A 24547-nucleotide genomic window follows, 5' to 3' on the forward strand; every position below is an offset into this window, starting at 1 on the left:
TGCTTGGGCCCGTAATTGAAAAGGGCTCCCGAAGGAGCCCTTTTCTGTTTAGCCTGGCACCGATCAGGCCTTGGCTGGTTTGGTGTCTTCTTTTTCGATCTGTTTGGTGATCACATACTGCTGTGCGATCGACAGTACGTTGTTGACCAGCCAGTACAGAACCAGACCTGCCGGGAACCAGAGGAAGAAGAAGGTGAAGATGATCGGCAGCATCTTCATGATCTTGGCCTGCATCGGGTCCGGTGGTGTCGGGTTCAGCTTCTGCTGCAGGAACATGGTGATACCCATCAGAATCGGCAGGATGAAGTAGGGGTCCATCACCGATAGATCCTGGATATAGCCGAAGAAGGGTGCGTGGCGTAGCTCGACCGACTCCATCAATACCCAGTAGAGTGCAATGAAGACCGGCATCTGAGCCAGAATCGGCAGACAGCCCCCCAGTGGGTTGATCTTCTCGCGCTGGTAGAGCTTCATCATCTCCTGTGACATCTTCTGGCGATCATCACCATAGAGTTCTTTCATGCGCATCATCTCGGGGCCGAATTTGCGCATTTTGGCCATGGAGCGGAAGGCTTTGGCATTCAGATGGAACAGCGCGAGCTTGACCACAACGGTGATGCCGATGATAGCCAGACCCCAGTTACCGACTATGCCCTGAATGAAGGTCAGCAGCCAGTAGAGTGGATAGGCGATCCACCAGAGCCATCCGTAGTCCACAGTCAGTTTAAGATGCTGTGCTGTGGCTTCAAGCTGTTCCTGATCTTTCGGACCAACAAATAAGTTGGCGCTTACTTCGGTTGATTGCCCCGGCATCACCTCAAATGAAGGTGACAGGAAGCCGGCGATATACTGATTATTGACCTTACGTGTCAGGTAGGTGTAATCCGCACCCGGTGAGGGTATCCAGGCACTCAGGAAGTAGTGCTGCAGCATGGCAACCCAGCCATCAGGGCTGACTTCGCGGAAGGCACCTTTATCCATGTCCTTGAAGGTGACCTTCTGGTACTTGCTGTCGGCTGTTGAGAAGACAGCTCCCAGATAGGAGGACATTGCAAGTGCGGAGGATGAGGTCGGATCTGAGGTGTTGTCACGCTTCAGCTGGCCGAAGAGGATACCCTGGAAGGGGGCATCGCTCTGGTTGTTGACCAGATAGTCCATCTCGATATTGTAGCTGCCACGCGTAAAGGAGAAGCGCTTGATGAACTCAATGCCCTTGTCGTCTACGTAGGTCAGGTCAACAACCAGCCTGTCCTGGTCTCCCATCTCATAGCTGCTCTGCTGGCTTGAGAAGAGCGGGCGACCTTCCGGGTTGGCATCAGGGCCATCACGGCCAACCAGACCACTCTGTGCGACATAGACACGGCTGGTGGTCTGTTCCAGGAGTACAAATGGTGAATCCGAGTCGATCTGTGCCTTGTGCTTCAGCAGGGCTGCGCGGATGATGTCACCACCGCGGGCGTCTACAGTCAGATCCAGTACATCTGTTCTGATGTTGATGAACTGTGTCTGCTCTGTCTGGGCAGCTGGAGTCGGCACAGCTGTTTCAGATACAGAGGTGGGAACATCGCCACTGGCTTGTGTGCTGTCGATCTGCGGAATTTCGGATTGAGGAGAACCACTGTATGCAGAGATGGTGGCCTGCTCTGTCTGAATCTGCGGCGGCTGGTTATAGTCATTATTCCACTGCAGAACGATCAGGTAGGTGATCAGGGCCAGGGCTGAAATTAATATGACTCGCTGTACATCCATCGCGATAGAACCATTAGTTAATTTGATTGGATTTTCGACGCTTTCTTACTCAATCGGGACCAGTTGCGATTCATCAGTTGAAAAAGTGCAACATTATCAAGCTTGTCCAGATCCTTTCGTGCAAGGATCACCATATCAATATTGGGTAGATTATGCTGATTGAGGCGAAAAGACTCGCGAATGATACGCCGAACGCGGTTACGTTTGACAGCCCGACGGATATTTTTTTTGGATATGACGAAACCTATCCGGGGATGGTCGAGGTCATTGGGTGAGGCCAGTATCAACAGGGGCTGTTCAGAGACCTTGAAAACGGCTCCGTCGAATACTCGTTTGAAGTCCCCGCCAGTCAAGAGTCTTAACTGGCGGGGGTATCCGAAATCGGCCATTCAGTCGATTAACCTTAGAGCTGTATTATACAGCCAGCTCGTGACGGCCTTTGGCACGACGACGGTTAAGGACCTGGCGGCCGTTTTTGGTTGCCATGCGAGCACGGAAACCGTGTGTACGAGCGCGTTTTAATACGCTTGGTTGGAAAGTTCTTTTCATTGCCCCGTCCTGCTTTGCGTTTAGTCCGTGAATGTGGTTAGTAAATCCACGATAAAAATCAGACGCGAAATTATAGGAGACAAGCGCGTTCGATGCAAATGGTTTCAGCGCGATATTGCCAATTATTATGCAGGCACAGTGTGAGGTAGAGGGTCTGGCTGCTCTACATATCAACAGGGGTTGATGTGCCTTCCTGTGTATAACTCTCTATAATTTCTTTAAATCATGCTCCTGTGGTTTGCTTTTGTTGTATATAAGCTGTGGTCTTTTTTAGCTGCTTTGGGTTTAAGCGTTTGTTGTTAAATATCATTGTCTATTTATTCGATCAAAGGTGGCAAAAAACCACTTCACTTTGTGGATAACTTGCTCCTGACGTTATAGAATAGCCAACAGTTTATTTTGCTTTGATTCGGCTGCACCTTTTTCAGCCGTGCACAGGGGGTTACAGGATGTCTGAAGAGTTATGGGAGCGTTGCCTTTCCAGTCTACGGGAGGAGTTTCCTGCTCAACAGTTCAATACCTGGATTCGCCCGCTGCGTCTTGCCGAAATTCACACTGAGTTGCTGGTTCTGTTCGCACCCAATCGTTTTGTCAAAGATTGGGTTAATGACAAGTATCTGGCCCGTATCCGTCAGGTTTTCAGCGATGTGGTGGGCAGTGTCAGTGCGGATGTCAGGCTCGAAGTGCAAGCCCCGGCTGCACCTTTGCGGGCAGGGCTCCATCAGGAGCGTTTTGCCACTCAGGTTCCGCCAGCGCCTGCTCCTGCCACCATGATGAACACCGCCGCGTCCATGATGGCGCCTGATCGAGAGCCTGTTCCACAGGGTTTGTACCCTCAGCACCCGGGCAATCAGTCAGTGATGCTGTCTCCTGAACAAAACCCTGTTCAGCCAGTGAATGATTTTAATGTTCATCAGCCGTCTCAGCATAATGGGTCGGTTCATGGTGGCGGGTATTCATCTCCCGGTGTTGATGCCGTATCTCCAGAGCCTCAACTCGAGTTTGAAATGCCGCAGCCGGTAGATGAGCAGCGTCAGCGTCCCCGTAAAGTGAATGTTGAGGGCAGTCTTAAACACCAGTCGAACCTTAATCCGGCCTTTACTTTTCAATCCTTTGTACAGGGTAAGTCGAACCAGCTCGCGCTGGCTGCGGCGCAGCAGGTCGGCGATAATCCGGGCGGTGGCTATAACCCGCTCTTTATCTATGGCGGTGTAGGCTTGGGTAAAACGCATCTGATGCATGCGGTCGGTGCACAGATGCTCAAGCATAATCCCAATGCGCGTATCGTGTATCTGCACTCCGAGCGCTTTGTGGCTGATATGGTTAAAGCGCTGCAGCTCAATGCGATCAATGACTTCAAGCGCTATTACCGCTCCGTGGATGCGCTGTTGATTGATGATATTCAGTTTTTTGCCGGTAAGGAGCGCTCGCAGGAGGAGTTTTTCCATACCTTTAATGCGCTTCTTGAGGGTGGTCAGCAGATGATTCTGACCAGTGATCGCTATCCCAAGGAGATCTCAGGGGTTGAGGAGCGCCTCAAGTCTCGTTTTGGTTGGGGGCTTACGGTGGCCATTGAGCCGCCAGAGCTGGAGACCCGTGTGGCGATTCTGATGAAAAAGGCCGAAGAGGCGCGGGTGATATTGCCGGATGATGCTGCCTTCTTCCTGGCTCAGAAGATACGTTCCAACGTCCGTGAGCTTGAAGGTGCCCTGAAGCGAGTCATTGCCAATGCGCACTTCACCGGAAGCGCCATCACGACCCCTTTTATCAAGGAGTCGCTGAAAGACCTGCTGGCTTTACAGGATAAACAGGTTAGTATTGATAATATTCAGCGTGTGGTTGCGGATTACTACAAAATCAAGATTGCGGATCTGCACTCCAAGCGCCGCAGTCGCTCAGTCGCCAGACCAAGACAGGTTGCCATGTGTTTATCCAAAGAGTTGACTAATCACAGTTTGCCGGAGGTCGGCAGTGCGTTCGGTGGGCGTGACCACACGACAGTGCTGCACGCCTGCCGTAAGATTAAAGAGCTTCGTGACACTGATGCCGATATTCATGAAGATTACAAAAACCTGCTGCGTCATTTGACTGCGTAGCACCGGATCCTGACTAAGGTAGACAGCCATGAGATTCGTTATTTCCCGTGAAGCCCTGATTAAACCACTCTTGCTGGTGGCGGGTGTTGTAGAGCGCCGTCAGACTTTGCCGGTGCTATCCAACATACTGCTGGTGGTTGAGGAGGGTCGGCTCTCCATGACCGGTACCGATCTTGAGGTCGAGTTGGTCGCTCATGTTCAGTTGCTTGAGGCGCCTGAAACCGGCTCAATCACTGTGCCTGCGCGCAAGCTGATGGATATCTGCAAATCCTTGTCGGATGATGCGATGATCGAGATCTCTGCCGGTGAGCAGGGCAAGGCACAGATCAAGTCTGGCCGAAGCAAGTTCTCGCTGACCACGCTGCCGGCATCCGACTTCCCGAATGTAGAGGACAGCCCCGAAGCCCTGACGCTGAGCTTGCCGCAGTCGTCGCTGCGCCATCTGATCGAGAAAACAGGCTTCTCCATGGCTCAGCAGGATGTTCGTTATTATTTGAACGGCATGCTGCTGGAGGTCAAGGAGCAGGAGCTGCGTGCGGTTTCCACCGATGGCCATCGCCTGGCGACCTGTAAGGCTCCGGTTGAGGTGCTGCCTGGTTCTGATCATCAGATCATCGTGCCGCGCAAGGGTATTCTGGAGCTGGCTCGTTTGCTGCAGGGCGGTGATAATCCGGTTGAGTTGGTGATAGGTGCCAGTCATATCCGTGCCAATGTTGGCGACTTTACCTTTACCTCCAAGCTGGTGGATGGCAAATTCCCCGATTACCGTCGTGTTATTCCGCGTAATGGTGAGAAGGTGATGCTGGGTGATCGCCAGGAGTTGCGTCAGGTGTTCAGCCGTATCGCGATCCTGTCCAACGAGAAATATCGCGGTGTTCGTCTGACACTGGGTAACGGTATGCTGCAAGTGATGGCGAACAACCCTGAGCAGGAGGAAGCGGAAGAGACGGTTGCAGTCGATTACGAAGGCGAATCGCTGGAGATCGGCTTTAATGTCAACTACCTGCTTGATGTGCTCTCTATTCTCAATTCCGATGTTGTGCGTTTCGTGCTCTCCGACTCCAACAGCAGTGCGCTGGTGCAGGGGTTCGATGAAGAAGACGCTCTCTACGTCGTCATGCCAATGCGTATGTAAGGGGTGGGGAGCATTGCTCCTCACCGATCTTTGATGTCTATACGCACACTTCAGATTGCTCGTATCCGTAACCTCGAGAGTGTCAGTTTTGAGCCCTCGCCGCGCATCAACATCATTCATGGTGCGAACGGCAGTGGCAAGACCAGTATTCTCGAGGCGATCCATTTTCTTGGGGTGACCCGTTCCTTCAGGACACTGCAGTTTCGCCACCTGCTGACACATGGGTGCGACTCTGCCCTCGTATTTGCCCGTCTGGCGCCTTTTGTTGATCACGAGCAGCTTTTCCCGCTGGGTGTGGAAAGGTCGCTTGAAGGGGCTGTAAAGGCCCGTTTCGACGGAAAGGATCTCGATTCCGCTGAGCTGGCTCAGTTATTGCCGTTGCAGGTGATACATGCCGATACTTTTCAACTGCTTGATGGCAGTCCATCTATCCGCCGTCAGTTTGTCGACTGGGGCTGCTTTCATGGTGAGCGCCAGTTTATCGGCCTTTGGCGTCGCTTTAGGCGTGCGCTCAAACAGAGAAATTCCCTGCTGAAATGTGGTAAAATCGACCCTGAACAGATACAGGTATGGAATCAGGAGTTCGTACAGTCGGGTGAGCTGCTGACGCAGCTGCGAAGCGACTATCTTGAGCAGCTGATTCCTGAGTTTGAACGCATCCTGTCCGGCCTGCTTGAGGGCTATGTTGTGTCGCTGCACTTCTCTTCAGGCTGGGACAGCAAGCGCTCACTTGAGCAGGTCCTGATTGAAAGCCTGGAGCGCGACAGTCGACTTGGCTTTACCCAGAGTGGACCGCAGCGTGCGGATATCCGCTTCAGGGTTGAGGGGCAGAATGCAGCAGACCTTCTGTCTCGCGGACAGAAAAAACTGGTTGTCAGCGCTTTGAAACTGGCTCAGGGAGCGCTGTTTCATCGTCTGACCAGTCGTCCCTGTATCTATCTGATCGATGATCTTCCGTCAGAACTTGATGAAAAGCATTGCAGGCTTTTCTGTCGCTTTCTTGAGGAGAGCAGCGATCAGTGCTTTATCACTTGTGTCGATCCAGACACCTTAATTACATGCTGGGCTCCGGATACAGATCTGGCGCTGTTTCAGATCGAATCAGGTACGTTATCGCACAGGATGCGCTAGGAGAAAAAAATGAGTGGTGAAACTCCGGTTAGTGAAACCCCGGTTGGTGAAGTTCCGGTTTATGATTCAACCAATATCAAGGTCCTCAAGGGCCTGGACGCTGTTCGCAAGCGTCCCGGTATGTATATCGGCGATACTGATGACGGCAGTGGTTTGCACCATATGGTGTTCGAGCTGGTCGATAACTGCGTGGATGAGGCGCTGGCCGGCTACTGCAGTGAGGTTGGCGTCATTATCCATCCTGATGAGAGCGTTACCGTATCTGATAACGGTCGTGGTATTCCCACCGATATACATAAGGAAGAGGGTGTTTCTGCTGCCGAAGTTATCATGACGGTACTGCATGCCGGTGGTAAATTCGATGACAACTCCTACAAGGTTTCTGGCGGCTTGCACGGTGTCGGTGTATCGGTTGTAAATGCGCTGTCTGCTGAGCTGTATCTGACCATTCGCCGTGAAGGCAAGGTGCATGAGCAGGTGTATCGTCATGGTGTGCCTCAGACACCGCTGACGGTAGTGGGTGAGACTCAGTCCACAGGCACCATTGTTCGCTTTAAAGCCTCTGAAGAGACTTTTTCCAATATCTCTTTCCAGTACGATATTCTGGCCAAGCGTCTGCGTGAGCTCTCCTTCCTCAACTCCGGTGTGCGTATTCGTCTTAAAGATGAGCGCAGCGGCCGTGAAGAGGTGTTTGAGTATGAGGGCGGTCTGGCATCATTTGTTGAGTATGTGAATCAGAAGAAGACCACCATCAACTCGATTTTTCACTTTACGGCAACGCATGAGAATGAAGTCACCGTAGAGGTGGCGATGCAGTGGAATGATGGTTATCAGGAAAGCATCCACTGCTTTACCAATAACATTCCACAGCGTGATGGCGGTACCCATCTGTCAGGGTTCCGTTCTGCCCTCACGCGCTGCCTGAATAACTATATCGATAACGAGCAGTTGAACAAGAATGGCAAGGTTGCCACCACCGGTGATGACAGTCGTGAAGGCTTGAATGCGATCATTTCCGTCAAGGTACCTGATCCCAAGTTCTCGTCTCAGACCAAGGATAAGCTCGTATCATCCGAAGTAAAAACTGCGGTTGAACAGCTTATGGCCCAGCATCTGCTGGACTATCTGCTTGAGCGTCCTCAGGATGCCAAAGCGATAGTGTCCAAGATGATTGATGCAGCACGTGCACGAGAAGCAGCGCGTAAGGCGCGCGAAATGACGCGCCGTAAAGGTGTGCTGGACGTTGCTGGTTTGCCGGGTAAACTTGCTGATTGCCAGGAGAAGGACCCTGCGCTGTCTGAACTCTACCTCGTCGAGGGTGATTCTGCGGGTGGCTCTGCCAAGCAGGGGCGTGATCGCAGAACTCAGGCAATACTGCCGTTGAAGGGTAAAATCCTTAACGTCGAGAAGGCGCGCTTTGACAAGATGCTGACCTCGGTTGAAGTTGGCACCCTGATTACCGCTCTGGGCTGTGGTATCGGCCGTGATGAGTTTAATCCGGATAAGCTGCGTTATCATCGCATCATCATCATGACGGATGCTGACGTCGACGGTTCGCATATTCGTACGCTGCTGTTGACCTTCTTCTTCCGCCAGATGCCGGTATTGATTGAGCGTGGTTATATCTACATTGCTCAGCCGCCTCTGTACAAGGTCAAGAAGGGTAAGCAGGAGCAGTATCTGAAGGATGAGGATGCACTGGAACAGTACCTGTTACAGGGTGCGCTGGACGGCACAAGTCTTTATCCTGGCCCAGATGCTCCCGCGATTTCGGGAGAGGCTCTGGAGGGCCTTATCGGGCGCTACAGACATGCTCAGGCTCTGATACAGCGTATCAGTCGTGTCTATCCTGCATCAGTCCTTTACCAGCTGTTCCATTTGCCGCAGCTGAGCCTGACTGATCTGAAATCACGCGAAACAGTGCAAGCCTGGACGACCCAGTTGTCTGAGTATCTGGCGCTGAATGTTGCGTCCAACTCTGCCTGGTATGAGTGTCTGCTGATCGAAGACCGCGAGCATAGTCAGTATCTGCCGCAGATCAAATTCACCCAGCATGGGATCGATACCTTCTATACCTTCGATCAGGAGTTTATTCGCTCTAAAGACTATGCGGCGATCTCGCTGCTTGGCGAAGAGTTGCAGTCACTGTTTGATGACGGTGCCTATCTGCAGCGGGGTGAGCGCAAATTCATGCTGACGAACCTTGGTGAAGGGATCGCCTGGTTGCTGGATCAGTCACGTCGGGGTAATACTGTTCAGCGCTACAAAGGGCTGGGTGAGATGAACCCGGATCAGTTGTGGGAAACTACGATGGACCCTGATGCGCGCCGCATGCTTCAGGTGACTATTGATGACGCCATTGCTGCCGATCAACTCTTCAGTACGCTGATGGGGGATGATGTCGAACCGCGTCGCGCCTTTATTGAGTTGAATGCGTTGAATGTGTCCAATCTCGATGTCTGATATCTGACAGCTCTCTCATAAAGCGCGATATCGTTAGCACGTATCGCGCTTTTTTTTGTCTCTCGGTTAGGATTTTGGTTTTCTGTTTTCAGTGTTGGCTGATAGCGCTATTTTGCTTGCATCTGCATTTGTATCCTACTTTTACATCCCCTCCATGCTACTGAAGTTATGTTCCACGTGGAACATCTTACCTTTCTGCTCGTATATTTTGATTTATAGACTGGATTTCTAGTCTCGAAATATAGCTTAGTGAATGTATAACACACACTGTGTTCTCAGGTTCTCAGGTTCTCAGGTTCTCAGGTTCTCAGGTTATCAGGTTCTCAGGTGTCAGCTTAGCTAGTTGGCTTGCAGTTAGGTCTTGGCAATTAGTAGTTAACACCTGGCTGAGTTGTCAGGTTGTATGTGTATCCGTTGTGACAGTGGTTTGGTGTGGAACTTATCTTGAGAAATGGAATTAGAGAAGTCAGGAAGGATGTTCCACGTGGAACATAAAAAACCCCGCCGAAGCGGGGTTGGAATGTCGATTGCTGAAGCTGCGTCAGTGGTACTAGACAGTCCAGGCTATGGATTAGAGAAGTGAGATGTCCGCAGTGCCCAGGAATAGCTGGCGCAGATTACCAAGAAGAGCAATGCGGTTGTTACGCACGGCTTCATCCTCAGCCATGACCATCACATCATCAAAGAATTGGTTGACTGGTGTTTCCAGCTCAGCCAGAAGAGTCAATGCCTGTTCATAGTCACCAGCCTCAAACAGAGGAGCCAGCTTGCTCTGCAGTGACAGAACCAGTGCAGCAAGCTCCTGCTCTGCAGCTTCAGTCAATAGTGCTGCATCGACATTACCTGCGCCAGAGACTTGTTTGGCCAGGATGTTGGATACACGCTTATTGGCAGCAGCCAGAGCAGATGCCTGAGGCAGTGACTGGAACTGAGACACTGCACGGATACGCTTGTCAAAATCGAGAGGATTGGTCGGGCGCAAAGCATGGACCGCCAGGTAGATTTCAGGGGATATGCCTTTCTCGTCATACCAGGCACGGAAGCGATCCAGCATGAAATCAACGACACGAACAACCACTTCATTCTGCGCTGGAAGCGAGCCGTAGTTGTTAGCGGCAATCTGTGTAAGCTCCTGCAGGTCGAGGTTGAGATTGCTCTCAATAATGATGCGCAGAATACCCAATGACTGACGACGCAATGCGAAGGGGTCCTTCGAGCCGGTTGGTGGCTGATTGATGCCGAAAAGACCAACCAGGGTGTCAAGCCTGTCTGCAATAGCCAGAGCTTTACCGGTGGCAGTAACAGGTAGCTCGTCACCTGAATAGCGTGGCATGTATTGCTCATTCAATGCCTGAGCAACTTCTTCAGCTTCTCCATCATGGCGGGCATAGTAAAGACCCATTAACCCCTGAAGTTCGGTAAACTCGAATACCATGTCTGTCATAAGGTCGCACTTTGACAGGTTGGCAGCACGCGCAGCAAACTCGGGGTTGCCATCAATGCGTCTGGCAATTTCTACTGTGAGGCGAGCGACACGCTCGGACTTGTCAAACAGGGTGCCCAGCTCATTCTGGAAAATGATATTCTTGAGGTTGTCGATGCGACTGGCGAGCGGGGTCTTGCGATCCTTTTCATAAAAGAAGGCGGCATCGGCAAGGCGTGGACGAATGACCTTTTCGTTACCGCTGATTACCTGTGCAGGATCTCGTGATTCTATGTTGGCAACCGTGATGAAGTAAGGAAGAAGCTTGCCCTGGCTGTCCAGCAGGTGGAAGTACTTCTGGTTGGCTTTCATGGATGAGATCAGGGCCTCAGGTGGGACTTCCAGGAAGCGTTCCTCAAAACGTCCGGTCAGCGCTACAGGCCACTCATTCAGTGCGGCAACTTCTTCGAGCAGTTCCTCATCTATTTCTACCTGGCCAGAAAGTTTGTCACTCTCTGCAAGAATCAGTTCGCGAATACGCTCGCAGCGCTTGCTGAAATCTGCGATTACCTTACCGGTATTCAGAAGCTGCAGCTCGTAATCACCTGGGCTGATTAACTCAATGTCATGGTTGTAGTGGTAGCGATGGCCACGTGTTTTACGACCCGCTTTGAGTCCCAGCAGGGAGCAATCAACCACCTCATCACCGAAGAGCATGACCAGCCAGTGGGCAGGACGAACAAATTCAGTTCGGCTCGCTCCCCAGCGCATGCGCTTGGGAATCGGCAGCTGGTGCAGCGACTGGCTGACAATCTCCGGCAGCAGTTCTGGTGTCTGCTTGCCCTGTTCTGTACCGCGATAAACGAAGTAGCTGCCCTTGTCTGTTTCTATCTGCTCAAGGTCAGAAAGCTCAACACCACAGGAGCGGGCAAATCCAGCGACCGCCTGTTCAGGTGCCTTCAGTGCAGGACCGCGCTTCTCGAAGCTGCGATCAGCCTGGCAAGAGTCAAGGCCGGTTACGGAAACGGCCAGGCGGCGTGGAGACGCAAAGTATCTGATCGATGAAAAGCCTAGGCCGGCATTCTGAAGCCCCTGTTCAATACCATCACGGAAAGATTCGGCAAGGGATTTCAGCGCGGTTGGTGGTAGCTCTTCTGTGCCAAGCTCTACCAGAAAATCATGTTTGGACATTATTTGACCTCTTCAGAAGCAGAGAGAACTTCGTTGCGCAGTGCCTCGGGTGCGAGGGGGAAGCCCAGGCTGCGGCGGGCATTGAAATAGGCGTGAGCAACATTGCGAGCGAGGGTGCGTACGCGCAGAATATAGCGCTGTCGTTCGGTCACAGAGATTGCCTTGCGGGCATCCAGCAGGTTGAAGGTATGGGATGCCTTGAGCACCATCTCATAGGCCGGCAGTGGCAAGGAGGCTTCCAGCAGCTTGCTGCACTCGGATTCGTAGTGATCAAAGTTGCTGAAGAGCGTGGGGATGTCTGCATGCTCGAAATTGTAGGCTGACATCTCTACTTCGTTCTGATGGTAAACATCGCCATAGGTGACAACGCTGCCGTCGGGTTGTCTGGCCCATACCAGGTCATAGACACTGTCGACGTTCTGGATATACATTGCCATGCGCTCCAGGCCGTAAGTCAGCTCTCCAGTGACTGGGTAGCACTCAAGTCCACCTGCCTGCTGGAAGTAGGTAAACTGAGTCACCTCCATGCCGTTCAACCATATCTCCCAGCCAAGACCCCAGGCACCGAGTGTCGGTGACTCCCAGTTGTCTTCAACAAAGCGGATATCATGGATCAGCGGGTCGAGTCCAATATGTGCAAGAGAACCCAGGAAAAGCTCCTGCAGGTTATCTGGCGACGGCTTGAGCACAACCTGGAACTGGTAGTAGTGCTGCAGGCGGTTGGGGTTTTCGCCGTAGCGGCCATCGGTTGGCCGTCTGCTGGGTTGAACATAGGCTGAACGCCAGTATTCAGGGCCTATAGCGCGCAGAAAAGTAGCGGGATGAAAGGTGCCGGCGCCTACTTCAAGATCAAGCGGTTGGACCAGAACGCAGCCCTGCTCAGCCCAGTACTGTTGTAATGCGAGGATCAGCCCCTGAAATGTGCTAACGTCTGGAGATGCCTTGTCAGTCACTTAAATCACCATAGCTGTTGAAATGTTCAAAATAAACGCTGGATTATACATGATCAGGCAGGATAATGATCAGGGTTGCGGCTAACTCCTGATAACAGAAGCCGGGATAAATGAGATAAGGTACGGATGTGTCACCATATTACCCTGAACAGCACATGGCGTTATAATAGCGAACCCTCATATAGCCTCTTCAAAGGATGGTAAGTTTCCAGTGAAAAAGTTCAAAGCGCTCCTGGTTATCATGCTGCTAGGCTTGTTGTCACTGCTTCCTCTTGATACTGCACGCAATCTCGGCCGCAAGTTGGGGCGTTATCTTTATCGGAGTGGTGATAAGCATAAGGTTTGCCGCACGACACGTCAGAATATCGAAGCCTGTTTTCCTGAGATGCCCGAGGCAGCCAGAGAGCGTCTGGTGGAAGCCAGCCTTGTGGAAACGGGTGCTGTAGGAGCAGAGATGGGTATGGCCTTGATGTGGTCGGCCAGGCGAACATTGTCCCGAGTTCAGTATATCGAAAATGAAGGGTTGCTGAAAAAGGGGTTGGAACGCGGTAAAGGTATTATCGTGCTGGGACCGCATCTGGGAAATTGGGAGGTGCTGGGGTTGTATCTGTCGGCACACTACCCGCTTACGGCAATGTATAAACCCCCAAGGCTTGAGTTGCTTGAACGGATGGTCAGGCGCAAAAGGGAGCGACTCGGGGCCAATCTGGTGCCAGCCAATCTCAAGGGTGTGCGTGCGTTATTGAAGGCCCTGAAGCGTGGCGAAGTGGTCGGTATCTTGCCTGATCAAGAGCCGGAACCTGAGGGTGGTGTGTTTGCTCCCTTCTTTGGTAAGCAGGCCCTTACCATGAAGTTACTGCCACAGCTTGCAGCACAATCCGGGGCGATGGTGGTGTGTGGTTTTGCACTGCGCTTGTCAAATGGAGATGGCTTTTCGATACACTTCTCGGAGGTGGGTGGCAATATCCACAGTCGGGATGTTGAACTGGCTGCAACAGAGATGAATCAGGCAATAGAGAGTTGTGTGGCGCTGGCGCCCGAGCAGTACCAATGGGAGTACAAGCGCTTTTATACCCGGCCTGAGGGCGAACCTCCAATATATTGAAGCTCCGATATTACTGATAGAGAGTCTTCTGATAGAGAGAATCCTGGTTAGAGAGTCTCCTGATGAGAGCCCGCCAAAGACAGACGCTCTTCATCGGCGCCAGAATACCGGTGTGAACAAGACCAGTAATGTGAACACCTCCAGGCGTCCCAGCAGCATCGCAAAGCACAGTACCCATTTGGCAGTGGAGTTGATATCGCCATAATGGCTGGCGACACCACCAAGCCCTGGACCCAGGTTGTTAAGTGTGGCAGCCACTGCAGACCAGGCCGTTACCTGGTCTAATCCTGTGCCGAGCAGAATCACCATCATGATGACAAACATCAGCAGGTACACCGAGAAAAACCCCCACACAGCTTCCATGACTCTGTCGGAGATAGGTCTGCGTCCCAGCTTGATCGGTATCACGGCATTGGGATGAACCAGTCGCTTGAGCTCACGATGCCCCTGTTTGAATATCAGCAGCAGCCTTACCACTTTCATACCGCCACCCGTTGATGCAGCACAACCACCGGCAAAGGACGCAACCATCAGCATGAATGGCAGCATGACCGGCCAGCTTGCGAAATCAGCCGTGGCAAAGCCTGCGGTAGTAGCGATGGATACGACCATGAAACTCGCTTTACGCAGGGCATCAACCGGTGCGTAGGTCTGGCTTATCAGCAGTGCGAACAGTGTGACCAGTACAGTGAGTGCAAGAATGCCGAAATAAAAGCGCACTTCGCTGTCGGTGAAGTAGTGAATGATTGAGCGTTGGCGCCAGGCAAAGAAATGCAGCGCAAAGCTGATGCCGGACAGGATCAAAAATACCATGCAGATCATCTCGATCACAGGGCTGTTGAAGTGGCCGATGCTGGCATCGTAGGTGGAAAAGCCGCCGATGGCGACGGTGGAAAAACTGTGCCCTATGGCATCAAACACGGACATGCCAGCGAGCCAGTATGCGGTTGCACAGGCGATGGTCAGGGACAGGTAGATATACCAGAGCGCTTTGGCCGTTTCGGTGATGCGCGGTGTGAGTTTGGCATCCTTTACCGGGCCGGGAGTTTCGGCACGGAACAGCTGCATACCCCCGATACCGAGCATTGGCAGTATGGCGACGGCCAGAACGATGATCCCCATGCCACCAAGCCACTGCAGCTGCTGACGGTAATAGAGAATCGACTTTGGCAGATGATCAAGCCCTGTAATGACTGTCGCCCCTGTCGTGGTCAACCCCGACATGGACTCAAAAACGGCATCAACAAGAGATAGATCCGGCTCGCTGGACAGCCATAAGGGAATGGCACCGAAAAGCCCCAGAATCGTCCAGAAGAGCACTGTAATCAGGAAGCCATCACGGGTACGCAGCTCCTCTTTGACCCGATAGACAGGCACCCAGATGATGAAGCCGGCAATAAGGGTGATGAAAAAGGCCGAGATGAACGCGACACTTGCGCCATCGTCATAGTAGTTGGAAATAAATACGGGAGGAAGCTGGGTCAGGCTGAATATCATCAGCAGTATGCCCAGTATGCCCAGTATGCGCAGAATCACCTTGAAGTGCATGTGCTGTCCTCAGTGCCTATGAAATCAGAGCCTATGAATCAGAACTTATTTAATTGCGCGTGTCAGGTTGAGCGTATTGAATCAGAGGTTAGAAGAATGCCAACCCCACCTGGAACAGCCGCTCTACCTCAACAATACGTTTCTTGTCGACCAGGAACAGAATGACATGGTCGTCATTCTCGATGACAGTGTCATCATGTGCGATCAGTACTTTATTGTTACGCACTATGGCACCGATGGTGGTGCCGGGTGGCAGATCTATCTCTTCAATGGTTCTGCCGACCACTTTGGATGATTTCTTGTCGCCATGTGCTATCGCCTCAAGCGCTTCTGCAGCCCCTCTTCTGAGAGAGTGAACGGCTACTATGTCGCCTCGGCGAACGTGTGTGAGAAGCGAGCTGATTGTGGTCTGCTGAGGTGAAATGGCGATATCTATCACGCCTCCCTGCACAAGATCGACATAAGCCGGGTTATTGATCAGGGTCATGACAGTTCTGGCACCGAGGCGCTTGGCCAGCATCGAGGCCATTATATTGGCTTCGTCATCGTTGGTCAGTGCACAGAAAACATCAGTATCTTCAATGTTTTCTTCCAGCAACAGGTCGCGATCGGAGGCGCTGCCATGCAGGACGATAGTCCTGTTCAGGCGTTGTGCAAGCAGATTGGCGCGGCGCAGATCGCGCTCAATGATCTTGACCTGAACCTCGTTTTCAAGGCTTTCGGCCAGGCGTGCACCGATATTACCACCGCCGGCGATGATGATTCGCTTATAAGGGTTATCCAGCCGGCGCAGTTCGCTCATTACAGAACGGATATCATGTTTGGCCGCGATGAAGAAGACCTCATCATCCGCCTCTATGATCGTATCCCCCTTGGGAATGATCGGGCGATCCTGTCTGAATATGGCAGCAACACGGGTATCCACGTTCGGCATATGGGAGCGCAGGAAGGATATTTCACGGCCAACCAGAGGACCGCCGTAGTAGGCACGTACAGCAACCAGCTGTGCTCTGCCTTCGGCAAAGTCCAGTACCTGGAGTGCTCCCGGGTGCTGGATCATTTTCCGGATATGCTTTGTCACCAGCTCTTCAGGGCTGATCAGAACGTCGACCGGCATGGATTTGTCGGCAAACAGCAGTTTGTCCTGATAGAGGTAGTCGTGCTCACGCACACGTGCAATCTTGGTGGGTATCTTGAACAGTGTATGTGCCACCTGGCAGGCGATCATGTTGACTTCATCGCTGTTGGTGACGGCAACCAGCATATCGGCATCCTTGGCACCGGCCTGAGCCAGCATGGAGGGGTGCGAGGCCGGGCCATCCAGCGTGCGAATGTCCAGCCTGTCCTGCAGCTCGCGCAGGCGGGCAGAGTTTGTGTCGATGACAGTGATATCATTGGCTTCATTGGCAAGGTTCTCTGCCAGTGTGCCACCTACCTGCCCTGCGCCGAGGATTATGATTTTCATGCTTCTGCACTTTCCTCTTGATCAGATTCTGACACTGGCAGGACAGCCTTGCTGAGGCATGCATAATAGAAACCATCATGACCATCAGGCTGTGGGAAGAGCTGTCTGCCATAAGGCCGCTCCATCCCCCAGGAGGCCTCTATGGGCTGATGCAGGGCGTCGGTTGTCATATTCAGGAAGCGTTCCATGACGCGCTCGTTCTCCTGAGTGAAGACTGAGCAGGTGGCGTACACCAGTCTGCCGCCAGGCTTCAGCATAGGCCATAAATTGTTCAGTATCCTCAGTTGCAGGTCTGCCAGCAGCTTAAGATCCTCATTGCGACGCAGCAGCTTGATATCGGGATGGCGGCGGATAACACCGGTGCCGCTGCAGGGCGCGTCAATCAGGATGCGGTCGTAGAGCTGGCCATTCCACCAGTCGGTGTCGCTGGCATCGGCTACGAGCAGGTTACAGGCATCTTCAAAACCCAGCCTATGCAGGTTGTCGTGGATGCGTTCAGCACGTGATTCGCTGATCTCTATCGCTGTAATGCTGGCCGGGTCCTCGGCCTGCTCAATCAGGTGGCAGAGCTTGCCGCCGGGAGCTGCGCAGGCATCAAGCAGATGCTGGCCGGGTTCGAGCTCAAGCAGCTCTGCTGCGAGCTGGGCCGCCTCATCCTGAACACTGAACCAGCCCTCGTCAAAACCGGGCAGTTCCTGAACATCCTGTGCTTGTTGCAGATAGATGGCTTGACTGCTGATCAGGCCAGGAGTCGCGTCAATATCAAATATACGAAATTCATTGATCAGCTCATCTCTTGTAAGTGAGCGCTTATTAACTCTGAGGCAGAGAGGGCCTTTTACATCATTGCCACTGAGTATCGACTGCCAATGATCGGGCCAGTTATTGCGCAGCTTTGCCAGCATCCAGTCTGGATGGTTCCAGAGATACTGCTCATCATCACTCAGGCTGGCATCTATCTCTTCTCGTTCGCGTTGATAACGCCGAAGCACGGCATTGATCAGGCCTTTTGCCCAGGGTTTAGACAGATCATCCGCCACTGCAACTGTTTCGCCGATGGCGGCATGGGCGGGAATACGGGTATCGCGCAGTTGATAGATGCCAAGCAGAATGACTGCCAGCAGATCCTGATCCTTATCCTGCATCGGGCGTTTCAATAGTGTGTTAGCAATCGTCTGCAGCCTGAAAAAATCTCGTGTGACGCCGTAGCAGAGCTGCATCAGCAAGCCTTTGTCGCGTGCTGACAGGCGGCTGGCGGCTGGCGGCACCAGTGTGCTCAGAGAGCCATGATGCGTCAGGAGTGATGTGAGGATGGAAACCGCGAGATAGCGTGTCAATGGAACCTCTGACCGACTGTGAAACGTTGTGGATTACCGTTGAGCAGTGACGCCAGAGGTTGTGCCTTGCCGCCCGGTAACTGCAGTTGTTCGAGTAGCAATGTGCCTGCACCGGTAGCGACCTCGAGGCCTTTTTTACTCACGGAGCAGATTGTTCCGGGCGGTTGCGTCTGTTGCTGGTCGGTTGTGCGGGCCTGCCATACGCGCAGAGTATCCTCACCGAGCCGGGTATAGGCGATAGGTCTGGGGTTGAGTCCGCGAATTCTGATGGCCAGTTCGGCAGCGCTCAGGTTCCAGTCAATAAGCCCCTCTTCCTTGGTCAGCTTGCTGGCATAGCAGGCCAGCGCGTCATCCTGAGGCTGAGGGTCTACCTTGCCATCGGCAAGTAAGGGCAGTATCTCAAGCAGAGCTGAAGCACCCAGACCGGCCAGGCGGTCATGCAGGGTGGCGCTGGTGTCATCTGCGAGAATCGGGCAGCGGCTGATACTCAGCATATCGCCGGTATCCAGTCCTTTATCCATCTGCATGATGGTGATACCGGTTTCGGTATCTCCGGCCAGCAGGGCTCTCTCGATCGGAGCAGCACCACGCCAGCGAGGCAGAATGGAAGCGTGAACATTGATGCAGCCAAGGCGCGGGATGTCGAGCACTTCCTGAGGCAGCAGCAGGCCGTAAGCAACAACGATCATCAGGTCGGGTCTGAGTGCCGCCAGTTCAGCCTGAGCCTCTGCCGTACGCAGGCTCAGTGGCTGGTAAACAGGCAGCTGATGCTGGATCGCCAACTGTTTGACCGGGCCAGGTACGAGTTTGCGGCCTCGTCCCGCCGGGCGGTCTGGCTGGGTATATACAGCGCTGATCGGATAGCCATGACTCAGCAGCTTGTCCAGACAGGTGGCGGCAAAATCGGGGGTGCCAGCGAAGACAATGCGAAGTGGAGCCGTGTTCATCACTCTATCCAGTCAGGTATTAAGGATTATAGTGCTCAATCGCGCCCTGCCTCAGACCGCGGACTGCTGCTCGAGCTTGTGCTTTTTTTCCAGCTTGCTTCTGATCCGGCTGCGCTTGAGGTTGGACAGATAATCCACAAACAGCTTGCCGTTCAGGTGATCCAGTTCGTGCTGAATGCATACCGCGAGCAGTCCTTCTGCTTCGAATTCGGTTGGCTCGCCTTCCCTGTTCAGGCACTTGACGCGAATCTTGCGTGGACGCTTTACACTCTCGTAGTAGCCCGGCACAGACAGGCAGCCTTCCTGACCCTCTTCCAGCTCAGGCTCAATCACCTCGAAGCTCGGATTGATCAGCACCAGAGGTTGATCGCCCTCATCCGAGACATCCATCACAACAACCTGCTTATGCACATTGACCTGCGTGGCAGCCAGGCCGATGCCAGAGGCGTCGTTCATGGTCTCGAACATGTCATCAACAAGGGTGCGAATAGAGTCATCGACAACATCCACCGGCTCTGCGATAGTACGCAGGCGAGGATCTGGAAATTCTAGAATAGTCAGTATAGCCATGGGTATAGGTCTTTCGGCAGTTAGATTTTGAACGCTTGAAGGCGACATCTCAGTTTCAGCCTATTATACTGAATATGATTTGCAATGCATTGTTAAGCCGGATGTTTCATGAATATGTGAGCAGTTCATGAAATGCGCGGGTTAAGAACATTATGAATGGCACAAGCAGGCCCCGCTGGCCTGAGGTGTCCGGATCACAGGGAACTGAATATGAAACATCTGCTTTGCGGACTGCTGGTGGCAGGCTTGTTGAGTGTTGGCGTTGCTACCGCGGATGTCAGACAGGATCAGATTAAACTGCGCGACGGACACCCTACCGAATATGTAGTGGTGTCGGGCGATACCCTCTGGGATATTTCGGCAAGGTTCCTTGACAGCCCATGGCTGTGGCCGGAGGTCTGGGGAGTCAATCCGCAGATAGATAATCCCCACCTGATCTATCCGGGCGATGTGGTATATCTGACCTGGGTGGACGGACGCCCCAGGCTGGGGTTACGTGGGGGTGACAGCGATGGCGTACGCAGGTTAAGCCCTCAGGTGCGAGTCCAGCCGCTGGAGCGGGCGGTTCCGGCGATTCCCCTGCGTGACATCATGAGTTTCCTCAATGATAACCGGGTACTTGAGTATGACGCGCTGCAAAATGCGCCCTATGTCGTAGGTGCTGAAAACAAGCGTATCATTTCCGGCGCAGGTGATCGTATCTATGCCCGTGGTGAGTTGCTGGGTCCTGATCGTCTGCAGGGTATTTACAGACCCGTACGGGAGTATGTACACCCCGAAACCGGCGAGTTTCTGGGTTATGAGCTGTTCAAGGTCGCCGATACGGCGATTGCAGCGCAGCAGGATGATATCGTAACGCTCGAGTTGCGCCGTACCCGCGAGGAGGTTCGATCCGAGTACCGAGTCCTGCCCGGTGGCGAGAGTCGCATTCAGTCCATGTTTTATCCCAAGCCGGCTCCCTATACCGAAGGTGGCCTGGTGATCGACATTCTAAAGGATGGTGTTGATAAAATCGGCCAGTATGACCCGGTTGTGCTGAGTGTCGGTAGACGTGATCGTGTCGAACCCGGTGACGTTTTTGCCATTTATTCTCAGGGTGAGGTGCTGCGGGACCCACTGACAGGCGAATCGATACAGTTACCGGCTGAAGAAGCCGGCGTGCTGATGGTGTTCCGTTCATTTGATCGTGTCAGCTATGGCCTGGTGATGCGTGCAACCAATGTGATTTCGATCGGGGATGAGATCAGAACTCCCTGAATACCTGATACCTGATACCTGATATCTGCGATACCTGATAGCGACAAGGAGTCTATCAATGCCGAGCGATCCAAGGGAATGGATCGCAGTCAGCCTGCTACCGGGCATGGGTCCGGTAACGCTTGGCAGACTGTTCCAGCAAAACTGTAAACCTTCCGATCTGTTCAGTCGTTCACCACCTTTGGGTGTCACGTTGCGAAGTGATACCCGAGCTGCACTGGCCTGCCTGGAAACCCGCCGCAGGTTGAGGCTGAAGGCCTGTGAGCTGTATGACTGGGCCGAGAGCGAAGGGATCACAATACTGACCCTGGATGCGGACGACTATCCTCCGCTGCTGGCGTCGATCTATGACCCGCCTCCACTGCTGTGGGTAAAGGGGGATGCTTCAGTACTTACGCAGCCTCAGATTGCGATGGTTGGCAGTCGGCATGCCTCAAGAGGTGGTCTGCGCAGTGCCTATGACTTTTCATCCTATCTGTCGCGCTGTGGCCTGGTTGTTACCAGCGGGCTGGCGCTGGGGATCGACAGCGAGGCGCACCGCGGGGCTGTTGAGCAGAAGCTTCCAACGATAGCCGTGATGGGGACCAGTATCGAGCATGTCTACCCCAGGCGTAACCGCGGACTGGCCGAGCAGATAGTGGCTCAGGGAGGGTGCCTGATATCGGAGCTGCCGCCCGGTTCTCCACCCCTTGCCGCACATTTTCCCCGCCGCAACAGAATCATCAGCGGCTTGTCGGTGGGGACGCTGGTGGTTGAGGCTGCGCTAAAGAGTGGCTCGCTGATTACTGCCAGAGAGGCGCTCGAGCAGGGCCGTGAAGTGTTCGCCATACCCGGCGCTATCGCCAATCCGTTAAGTAGAGGTTGTCATGCACTGATTCGCGAAGGTGCGGTGCTGGTTGAAAATGCCCGGCATATCATTGAGCAGTTGGGCGCCTTGCTGGGATCACTGTTGCCTCCGGAGGAAAGGGAGCGTGATGGTCTGATCTCCTCAGACTCGGCTTCTCAGGGTCTGGCTGCTTCTGACACACTCCCCTCCTCGCAGGCGAAACTGTTGCAGCAGATCCCCTATGAGCTGATAGATATGGATCAGTTGTCTGCTTTGGCAGGTGGCGATTTCAGCCAGTTGCAGCAGGGGGTGATGCAGCTTCAGCTATCCGGCTGGATAGAGGCTGTCGGCAGCGGTGTCAGGCGTTGCCGATAGTGCGCCGCTCTATTCGGTGCTTACTCTTTTCCCCGCTGGCGTTTAAGGGTATCCTGCACGGTTTTCTGTAAACTGTTGGTCATGATTTGCAGGCCTGAATCAAAATGGGATGTATACTATGCAACCAAAAGTAGGCGTTATAATGGGTTCCAAGTCGGACTGGCCGACCATGGAACATGCGGTGCAGATGCTTGAGCAACTCGGTGTCACTTACGAAACACGCGTAGTGTCTGCTCACCGCACTCCTGATCTGCTGGTTGAGTATGCCAAGACCGCAGTCGATCGTGGTCTGCAGGTGATCATTGCCGGGGCCGGTGGCGCCGCGCATCTGCCGGGTATGGTGGCCGCACAGACCACGCTGCCGGTACTGGGAGTTCCTGTGGAATCCAAGGCTCTCAGTGGAATGGACTCTCTGTTGTCAATCGTTCAGATGCCGGGTGGTATTCCTGTGGCGACACTGGCGATCGGCAAGGCCGGCGCAACCAATGCAGGCATCCTGGCAGCACAGATACTGGGGCTGCAGGATGCAGAGATCAGGCAGGCACTGGAAAGGTTCCGTGCTGAGCAGACGCAGAAAGTGCTGGATAATCCTGATCCGCGAGATTGAACGCTCGCATGGTCGGACGCTTGATGTACAAAGCTTAAGTAGAGGCAAGGTCGAAAGATGCGTATAGGCATACTTGGAGCGGGTCAGTTGGGGCAGATGATGGCGCTTGCCGGTTATCCGCTGGGCAACCGATTCGTCTTCCTGGATACCAGTGGCAGCCCCAGTGCTGATATTGGTACGGTTGTGATGGATCAGGCGGAGCAATCGCTGGATCAGTTTCTGCAGCAGGTTGATTGCGTCACCTATGAATTCGAGCACCTGCCCCTTGCGCTGGTAAAGGCTGTCGAGGAGCGTAAGCCCCTCTATCCGGGCAGTGAAGCGATACGCGTGTGTCAGAATCGTGCCGAGGAGAAGGCTCTCTTTACACGTCTTGGTATTCCGGTTGCTGACTATCGACTGGTGTCGTCAGCACAAGAGCTGGCGGCGGCAACAACTGAGCTCGGCGGAGTACAGAAGATTCCTGTTGTTGCCAAGTCTCTGACCGAAGGGTATGACGGCAAGGGGCAGGCGGTATTGCGCAACCCTGCCGAGGCAGGTGATGCCTGGCAGAAGATCGGACACCCGCAACTGATTGTAGAGTCCTTTGTCGACTTTGTACGAGAGGTGTCGATCATTGCAGTCCGCGGGCGCGATGCGCAGGTGGTTTTCTATCCAATCGCTGAGAATTATCACAGCGAAGGTATCCTGCGCTACTCGATGGCACCCCTGCCGGATGTATCTGAGCAGTTACAAGCACAGGCTGAGGGGTATATTCACCAGTTGCTGGATGCATTGGACTATGTCGGTGTGCTGACGCTGGAGCTGTTTCAGACGCGTGACGGCAGGCTGCTGGCCAATGAGATGGCCCCCAGAGTGCATAATTCCGGGCACTGGACGCAAAATGGCGCGATCACCAGCCAGTTTGAAAACCATCTGCGTGCGGTGCAGGGCGTTCCACTGGGATCGACAGTGGCGCGTGGTCTGACCTGCATGATCAATATCATCGGCGAACATGGTGATCTTTCAGGCTTACTTGAAATCGAAGGGGCGCATCTCCACCTCTATGGTAAAGAGGAGCGTGTCGGGCGAAAGCTTGGTCATGTCAATCTGGTGGCAGACAGTTATGAGGATCTGCTCAAGCTGGTGGATCGTGCCAGAGGCTTATTGCCTGGTGCTCCCGAAGCATGTTTTAGCTTTATCTAGTGTAATCAAGAGTTTTTCCTGGTATGTAACCACTGACTTTTGTGGAGAGCTGATGTGAGCGCCTGGCATTTGAATCGAGCAGTCAGAGTCCTGCGGCAGGGCGGCGTCATGGCCTATCCTACTGAAGCTGTCTGGGGATTGGGTTGTGACCCCTGGAATGAGGCTGCAGTGATGAAACTGTTGCGGCTGAAACGCAGACCCGTCGACAAGGGGCTTATATTGGTGGCCTCCTCGGTTGAGCAGGTGCAGCCACTGCTTGCGCCCTTGACGCCGGAACAGCGTCAGAGTGTTTCTGATACCTGGCCCGGGCCTGTCACCTGGCTGATCCCTGACCCGGCGAATTTGATCCCTGAATGGGTCAAGGGACGCCATGACAGTGTTGCCATCCGGGTCAGTGCCCATCCTCTGGTGAAGCAGTTATGTGAGGCCTGGGGAGGCCCGTTGGTATCGACATCTGCCAACCCATCTGCAGCTCCTCCTGCCAAAACCAATCTGCGAGTTAAGACTTACTTCGGCTCTGGACTCGATTTTATATTGGATGGAGCCTTGGGTGGTAGAGATCGTCCAAGTGAGATAAGGTCAATCACCGATTTTTCAATTATCAGAACGTAAGTAAGTATTTACTACTGGAGTTTTAC

The 24547-nt window shown here is 53.4% G+C and carries 20 protein-coding genes; 10 read left to right on the forward strand and 10 right to left on the reverse strand.

All coding sequences use genetic code 11. The annotated features are described in order from the left end of the window. Positions 1-63 precede the first annotated feature (63 nt). The 3 genes from yidC to rpmH are packed head-to-tail and all read right to left on the reverse strand — an operon-like array spanning position 64 to position 2298. Positions 64-1749 carry a membrane protein insertase YidC gene (yidC, locus tag F7R27_RS13770; RefSeq protein ID WP_151704846.1) on the reverse strand — a complete coding sequence of 562 codons (1686 nt, stop codon included), beginning with the start codon at positions 1747-1749 and terminating at the stop codon, positions 64-66. Positions 1750-1766: 17 nt separating this feature from the next. Then, complete coding sequence (rnpA, locus tag F7R27_RS13775; protein ID WP_151704847.1) at positions 1767-2138, reverse strand: ribonuclease P protein component; 372 nt, start codon at positions 2136-2138, stop codon at positions 1767-1769. A 25-nt stretch (positions 2139-2163) separates the two neighbouring features. After that, entirely contained in the window at positions 2164-2298 is a 135-nt protein-coding gene (gene rpmH, locus F7R27_RS13780; protein ID WP_151704848.1) for a 50S ribosomal protein L34, read from the reverse strand. A 449-nt stretch (positions 2299-2747) separates the two neighbouring features. Between rpmH and dnaA the strand changes: the two genes are divergently transcribed. The 4 genes from dnaA to gyrB are packed head-to-tail and all read left to right on the forward strand — an operon-like array spanning position 2748 to position 9123. Then, positions 2748-4394 carry a chromosomal replication initiator protein DnaA gene (gene dnaA / locus F7R27_RS13785; protein WP_151704849.1) on the forward strand — a complete coding sequence of 549 codons (1647 nt, stop codon included), beginning with the start codon at positions 2748-2750 and terminating at the stop codon, positions 4392-4394. A gap of 28 nt (positions 4395-4422) precedes the next feature. Beyond that, on the forward strand, positions 4423-5529 hold the full coding sequence (gene dnaN / locus F7R27_RS13790; protein WP_151704850.1) for a DNA polymerase III subunit beta: 1107 nt from the start codon (positions 4423-4425) through the stop codon (positions 5527-5529). Positions 5530-5562: 33 nt separating this feature from the next. Next, positions 5563-6660: a DNA replication/repair protein RecF gene (recF, locus tag F7R27_RS13795; protein WP_151704851.1), complete on the forward strand. Its 1098-nt coding sequence runs from the start codon at positions 5563-5565 to the stop codon at positions 6658-6660. A gap of 9 nt (positions 6661-6669) precedes the next feature. After that, positions 6670-9123 (forward strand): DNA topoisomerase (ATP-hydrolyzing) subunit B, encoded by a 2454-nt coding sequence (gyrB, locus tag F7R27_RS13800; protein ID WP_151704852.1) that lies wholly within the window; start codon positions 6670-6672, stop codon positions 9121-9123. Positions 9124-9694: 571 nt separating this feature from the next. Here gyrB and glyS read toward each other — a convergent pair. Then, positions 9695-11737, reverse strand: a complete 2043-nt coding sequence (gene glyS / locus F7R27_RS13805; protein ID WP_151704853.1) for a glycine--tRNA ligase subunit beta — start codon at positions 11735-11737, stop codon at positions 9695-9697. Further along, a complete protein-coding gene (glyQ, locus tag F7R27_RS13810) occupies positions 11737-12690 on the reverse strand; it encodes a glycine--tRNA ligase subunit alpha (protein ID WP_151704854.1) in 954 nt (317 codons plus the stop codon). Before glyQ ends, glyS begins: the two co-directional genes overlap by 1 nt. Positions 12691-12901: 211 nt before the next feature. On the opposite strand from glyQ, the gene F7R27_RS13815 reads away from it, so the two are divergent. Continuing rightward, positions 12902-13795, forward strand: a complete 894-nt coding sequence (locus tag F7R27_RS13815; protein ID WP_151704855.1) for a lysophospholipid acyltransferase family protein — start codon at positions 12902-12904, stop codon at positions 13793-13795. A gap of 90 nt (positions 13796-13885) precedes the next feature. Here F7R27_RS13815 and F7R27_RS13820 read toward each other — a convergent pair whose 3' ends face one another. The 5 genes from F7R27_RS13820 to def form a co-directional block, all read right to left on the reverse strand. Then, positions 13886-15343 carry a TrkH family potassium uptake protein gene (locus F7R27_RS13820; RefSeq protein WP_151704856.1) on the reverse strand — a complete coding sequence of 486 codons (1458 nt, stop codon included), beginning with the start codon at positions 15341-15343 and terminating at the stop codon, positions 13886-13888. 88 nt (positions 15344-15431) lie between these two features. Continuing rightward, on the reverse strand, positions 15432-16808 hold the full coding sequence (gene trkA / locus F7R27_RS13825) for a Trk system potassium transporter TrkA (protein WP_151704857.1): 1377 nt from the start codon (positions 16806-16808) through the stop codon (positions 15432-15434). Next, the gene (gene rsmB / locus F7R27_RS13830) at positions 16805-18145 is read right to left on the reverse strand and encodes a 16S rRNA (cytosine(967)-C(5))-methyltransferase RsmB (protein ID WP_151704858.1); all 1341 of its coding nucleotides are present in this window, start codon (positions 18143-18145) and stop codon (positions 16805-16807) included. Before rsmB ends, trkA begins: the two co-directional genes overlap by 4 nt. Further along, complete coding sequence (fmt, locus tag F7R27_RS13835; protein WP_151704859.1) at positions 18142-19092, reverse strand: methionyl-tRNA formyltransferase; 951 nt, start codon at positions 19090-19092, stop codon at positions 18142-18144. Before fmt ends, rsmB begins: the two co-directional genes overlap by 4 nt. A 51-nt stretch (positions 19093-19143) precedes the next feature. After that, on the reverse strand, positions 19144-19662 hold the full coding sequence (gene def, locus F7R27_RS13840; protein ID WP_151704860.1) for a peptide deformylase: 519 nt from the start codon (positions 19660-19662) through the stop codon (positions 19144-19146). 210 nt (positions 19663-19872) lie between these two features. Here def and F7R27_RS13845 point away from each other — a divergent pair, with 210 nt between their 5' ends. The 5 genes from F7R27_RS13845 to tsaC all read left to right on the forward strand — a co-directional run bounded on the left by F7R27_RS13845 (position 19873) and on the right by tsaC (position 24521). Beyond that, positions 19873-20919 carry a LysM peptidoglycan-binding domain-containing protein gene (locus F7R27_RS13845; protein ID WP_151704861.1) on the forward strand — a complete coding sequence of 349 codons (1047 nt, stop codon included), beginning with the start codon at positions 19873-19875 and terminating at the stop codon, positions 20917-20919. Positions 20920-20977: 58 nt separating this feature from the next. Then, on the forward strand, positions 20978-22120 hold the full coding sequence (gene dprA, locus F7R27_RS13850) for a DNA-processing protein DprA (RefSeq protein WP_151704862.1): 1143 nt from the start codon (positions 20978-20980) through the stop codon (positions 22118-22120). Positions 22121-22229: 109 nt separating this feature from the next. After that, the gene (gene purE / locus F7R27_RS13855; RefSeq protein ID WP_151704863.1) at positions 22230-22727 is read left to right on the forward strand and encodes a 5-(carboxyamino)imidazole ribonucleotide mutase; all 498 of its coding nucleotides are present in this window, start codon (positions 22230-22232) and stop codon (positions 22725-22727) included. 57 nt (positions 22728-22784) lie between these two features. Beyond that, on the forward strand, positions 22785-23909 hold the full coding sequence (locus F7R27_RS13860; protein WP_151704864.1) for a 5-(carboxyamino)imidazole ribonucleotide synthase: 1125 nt from the start codon (positions 22785-22787) through the stop codon (positions 23907-23909). A gap of 54 nt (positions 23910-23963) precedes the next feature. Further along, the gene (tsaC, locus tag F7R27_RS13865; RefSeq protein WP_151704865.1) at positions 23964-24521 is read left to right on the forward strand and encodes an L-threonylcarbamoyladenylate synthase type 1 TsaC; all 558 of its coding nucleotides are present in this window, start codon (positions 23964-23966) and stop codon (positions 24519-24521) included. Positions 24522-24547 lie beyond the last annotated feature (26 nt).

The sequence above is a fragment of the Nitrincola alkalilacustris genome (assembly GCF_008973755.1).
Classification (GTDB): domain Bacteria; phylum Pseudomonadota; class Gammaproteobacteria; order Pseudomonadales; family Balneatricaceae; genus Nitrincola; species Nitrincola alkalilacustris.

Bases quoted from the DNA above. Each gene is read 5' to 3' on its own strand.
- yidC (WP_151704846.1), bottom strand. From the start codon at position 1,749: ATGGATGTACAGCGAGTCATATTAATTTCAGCCCTGGCCCTGATCACC.
- rnpA (WP_151704847.1), bottom strand. From the start codon at position 2,138: ATGGCCGATTTCGGATACCCCCGCCAGTTAAGACTCTTGACTGGCGGG.
- rpmH (WP_151704848.1), bottom strand. From the start codon at position 2,298: ATGAAAAGAACTTTCCAACCAAGCGTATTAAAACGCGCTCGTACACAC.
- dnaA (WP_151704849.1), top strand. From the start codon at position 2,748: ATGTCTGAAGAGTTATGGGAGCGTTGCCTTTCCAGTCTACGGGAGGAG.
- dnaN (WP_151704850.1), top strand. From the start codon at position 4,423: ATGAGATTCGTTATTTCCCGTGAAGCCCTGATTAAACCACTCTTGCTG.
- recF (WP_151704851.1), top strand. From the start codon at position 5,563: ATGTCTATACGCACACTTCAGATTGCTCGTATCCGTAACCTCGAGAGT.
- gyrB (WP_151704852.1), top strand. From the start codon at position 6,670: ATGAGTGGTGAAACTCCGGTTAGTGAAACCCCGGTTGGTGAAGTTCCG.
- glyS (WP_151704853.1), bottom strand. From the start codon at position 11,737: ATGTCCAAACATGATTTTCTGGTAGAGCTTGGCACAGAAGAGCTACCA.
- F7R27_RS13820 (WP_151704856.1), bottom strand. From the start codon at position 15,343: ATGCACTTCAAGGTGATTCTGCGCATACTGGGCATACTGGGCATACTG.
- trkA (WP_151704857.1), bottom strand. From the start codon at position 16,808: ATGAAAATCATAATCCTCGGCGCAGGGCAGGTAGGTGGCACACTGGCA.
- fmt (WP_151704859.1), bottom strand. From the start codon at position 19,092: ATGAACACGGCTCCACTTCGCATTGTCTTCGCTGGCACCCCCGATTTT.
- def (WP_151704860.1), bottom strand. From the start codon at position 19,662: ATGGCTATACTGACTATTCTAGAATTTCCAGATCCTCGCCTGCGTACT.
- F7R27_RS13845 (WP_151704861.1), top strand. From the start codon at position 19,873: ATGAAACATCTGCTTTGCGGACTGCTGGTGGCAGGCTTGTTGAGTGTT.
- dprA (WP_151704862.1), top strand. From the start codon at position 20,978: ATGCCGAGCGATCCAAGGGAATGGATCGCAGTCAGCCTGCTACCGGGC.
- purE (WP_151704863.1), top strand. From the start codon at position 22,230: ATGTATACTATGCAACCAAAAGTAGGCGTTATAATGGGTTCCAAGTCG.
- F7R27_RS13860 (WP_151704864.1), top strand. From the start codon at position 22,785: ATGCGTATAGGCATACTTGGAGCGGGTCAGTTGGGGCAGATGATGGCG.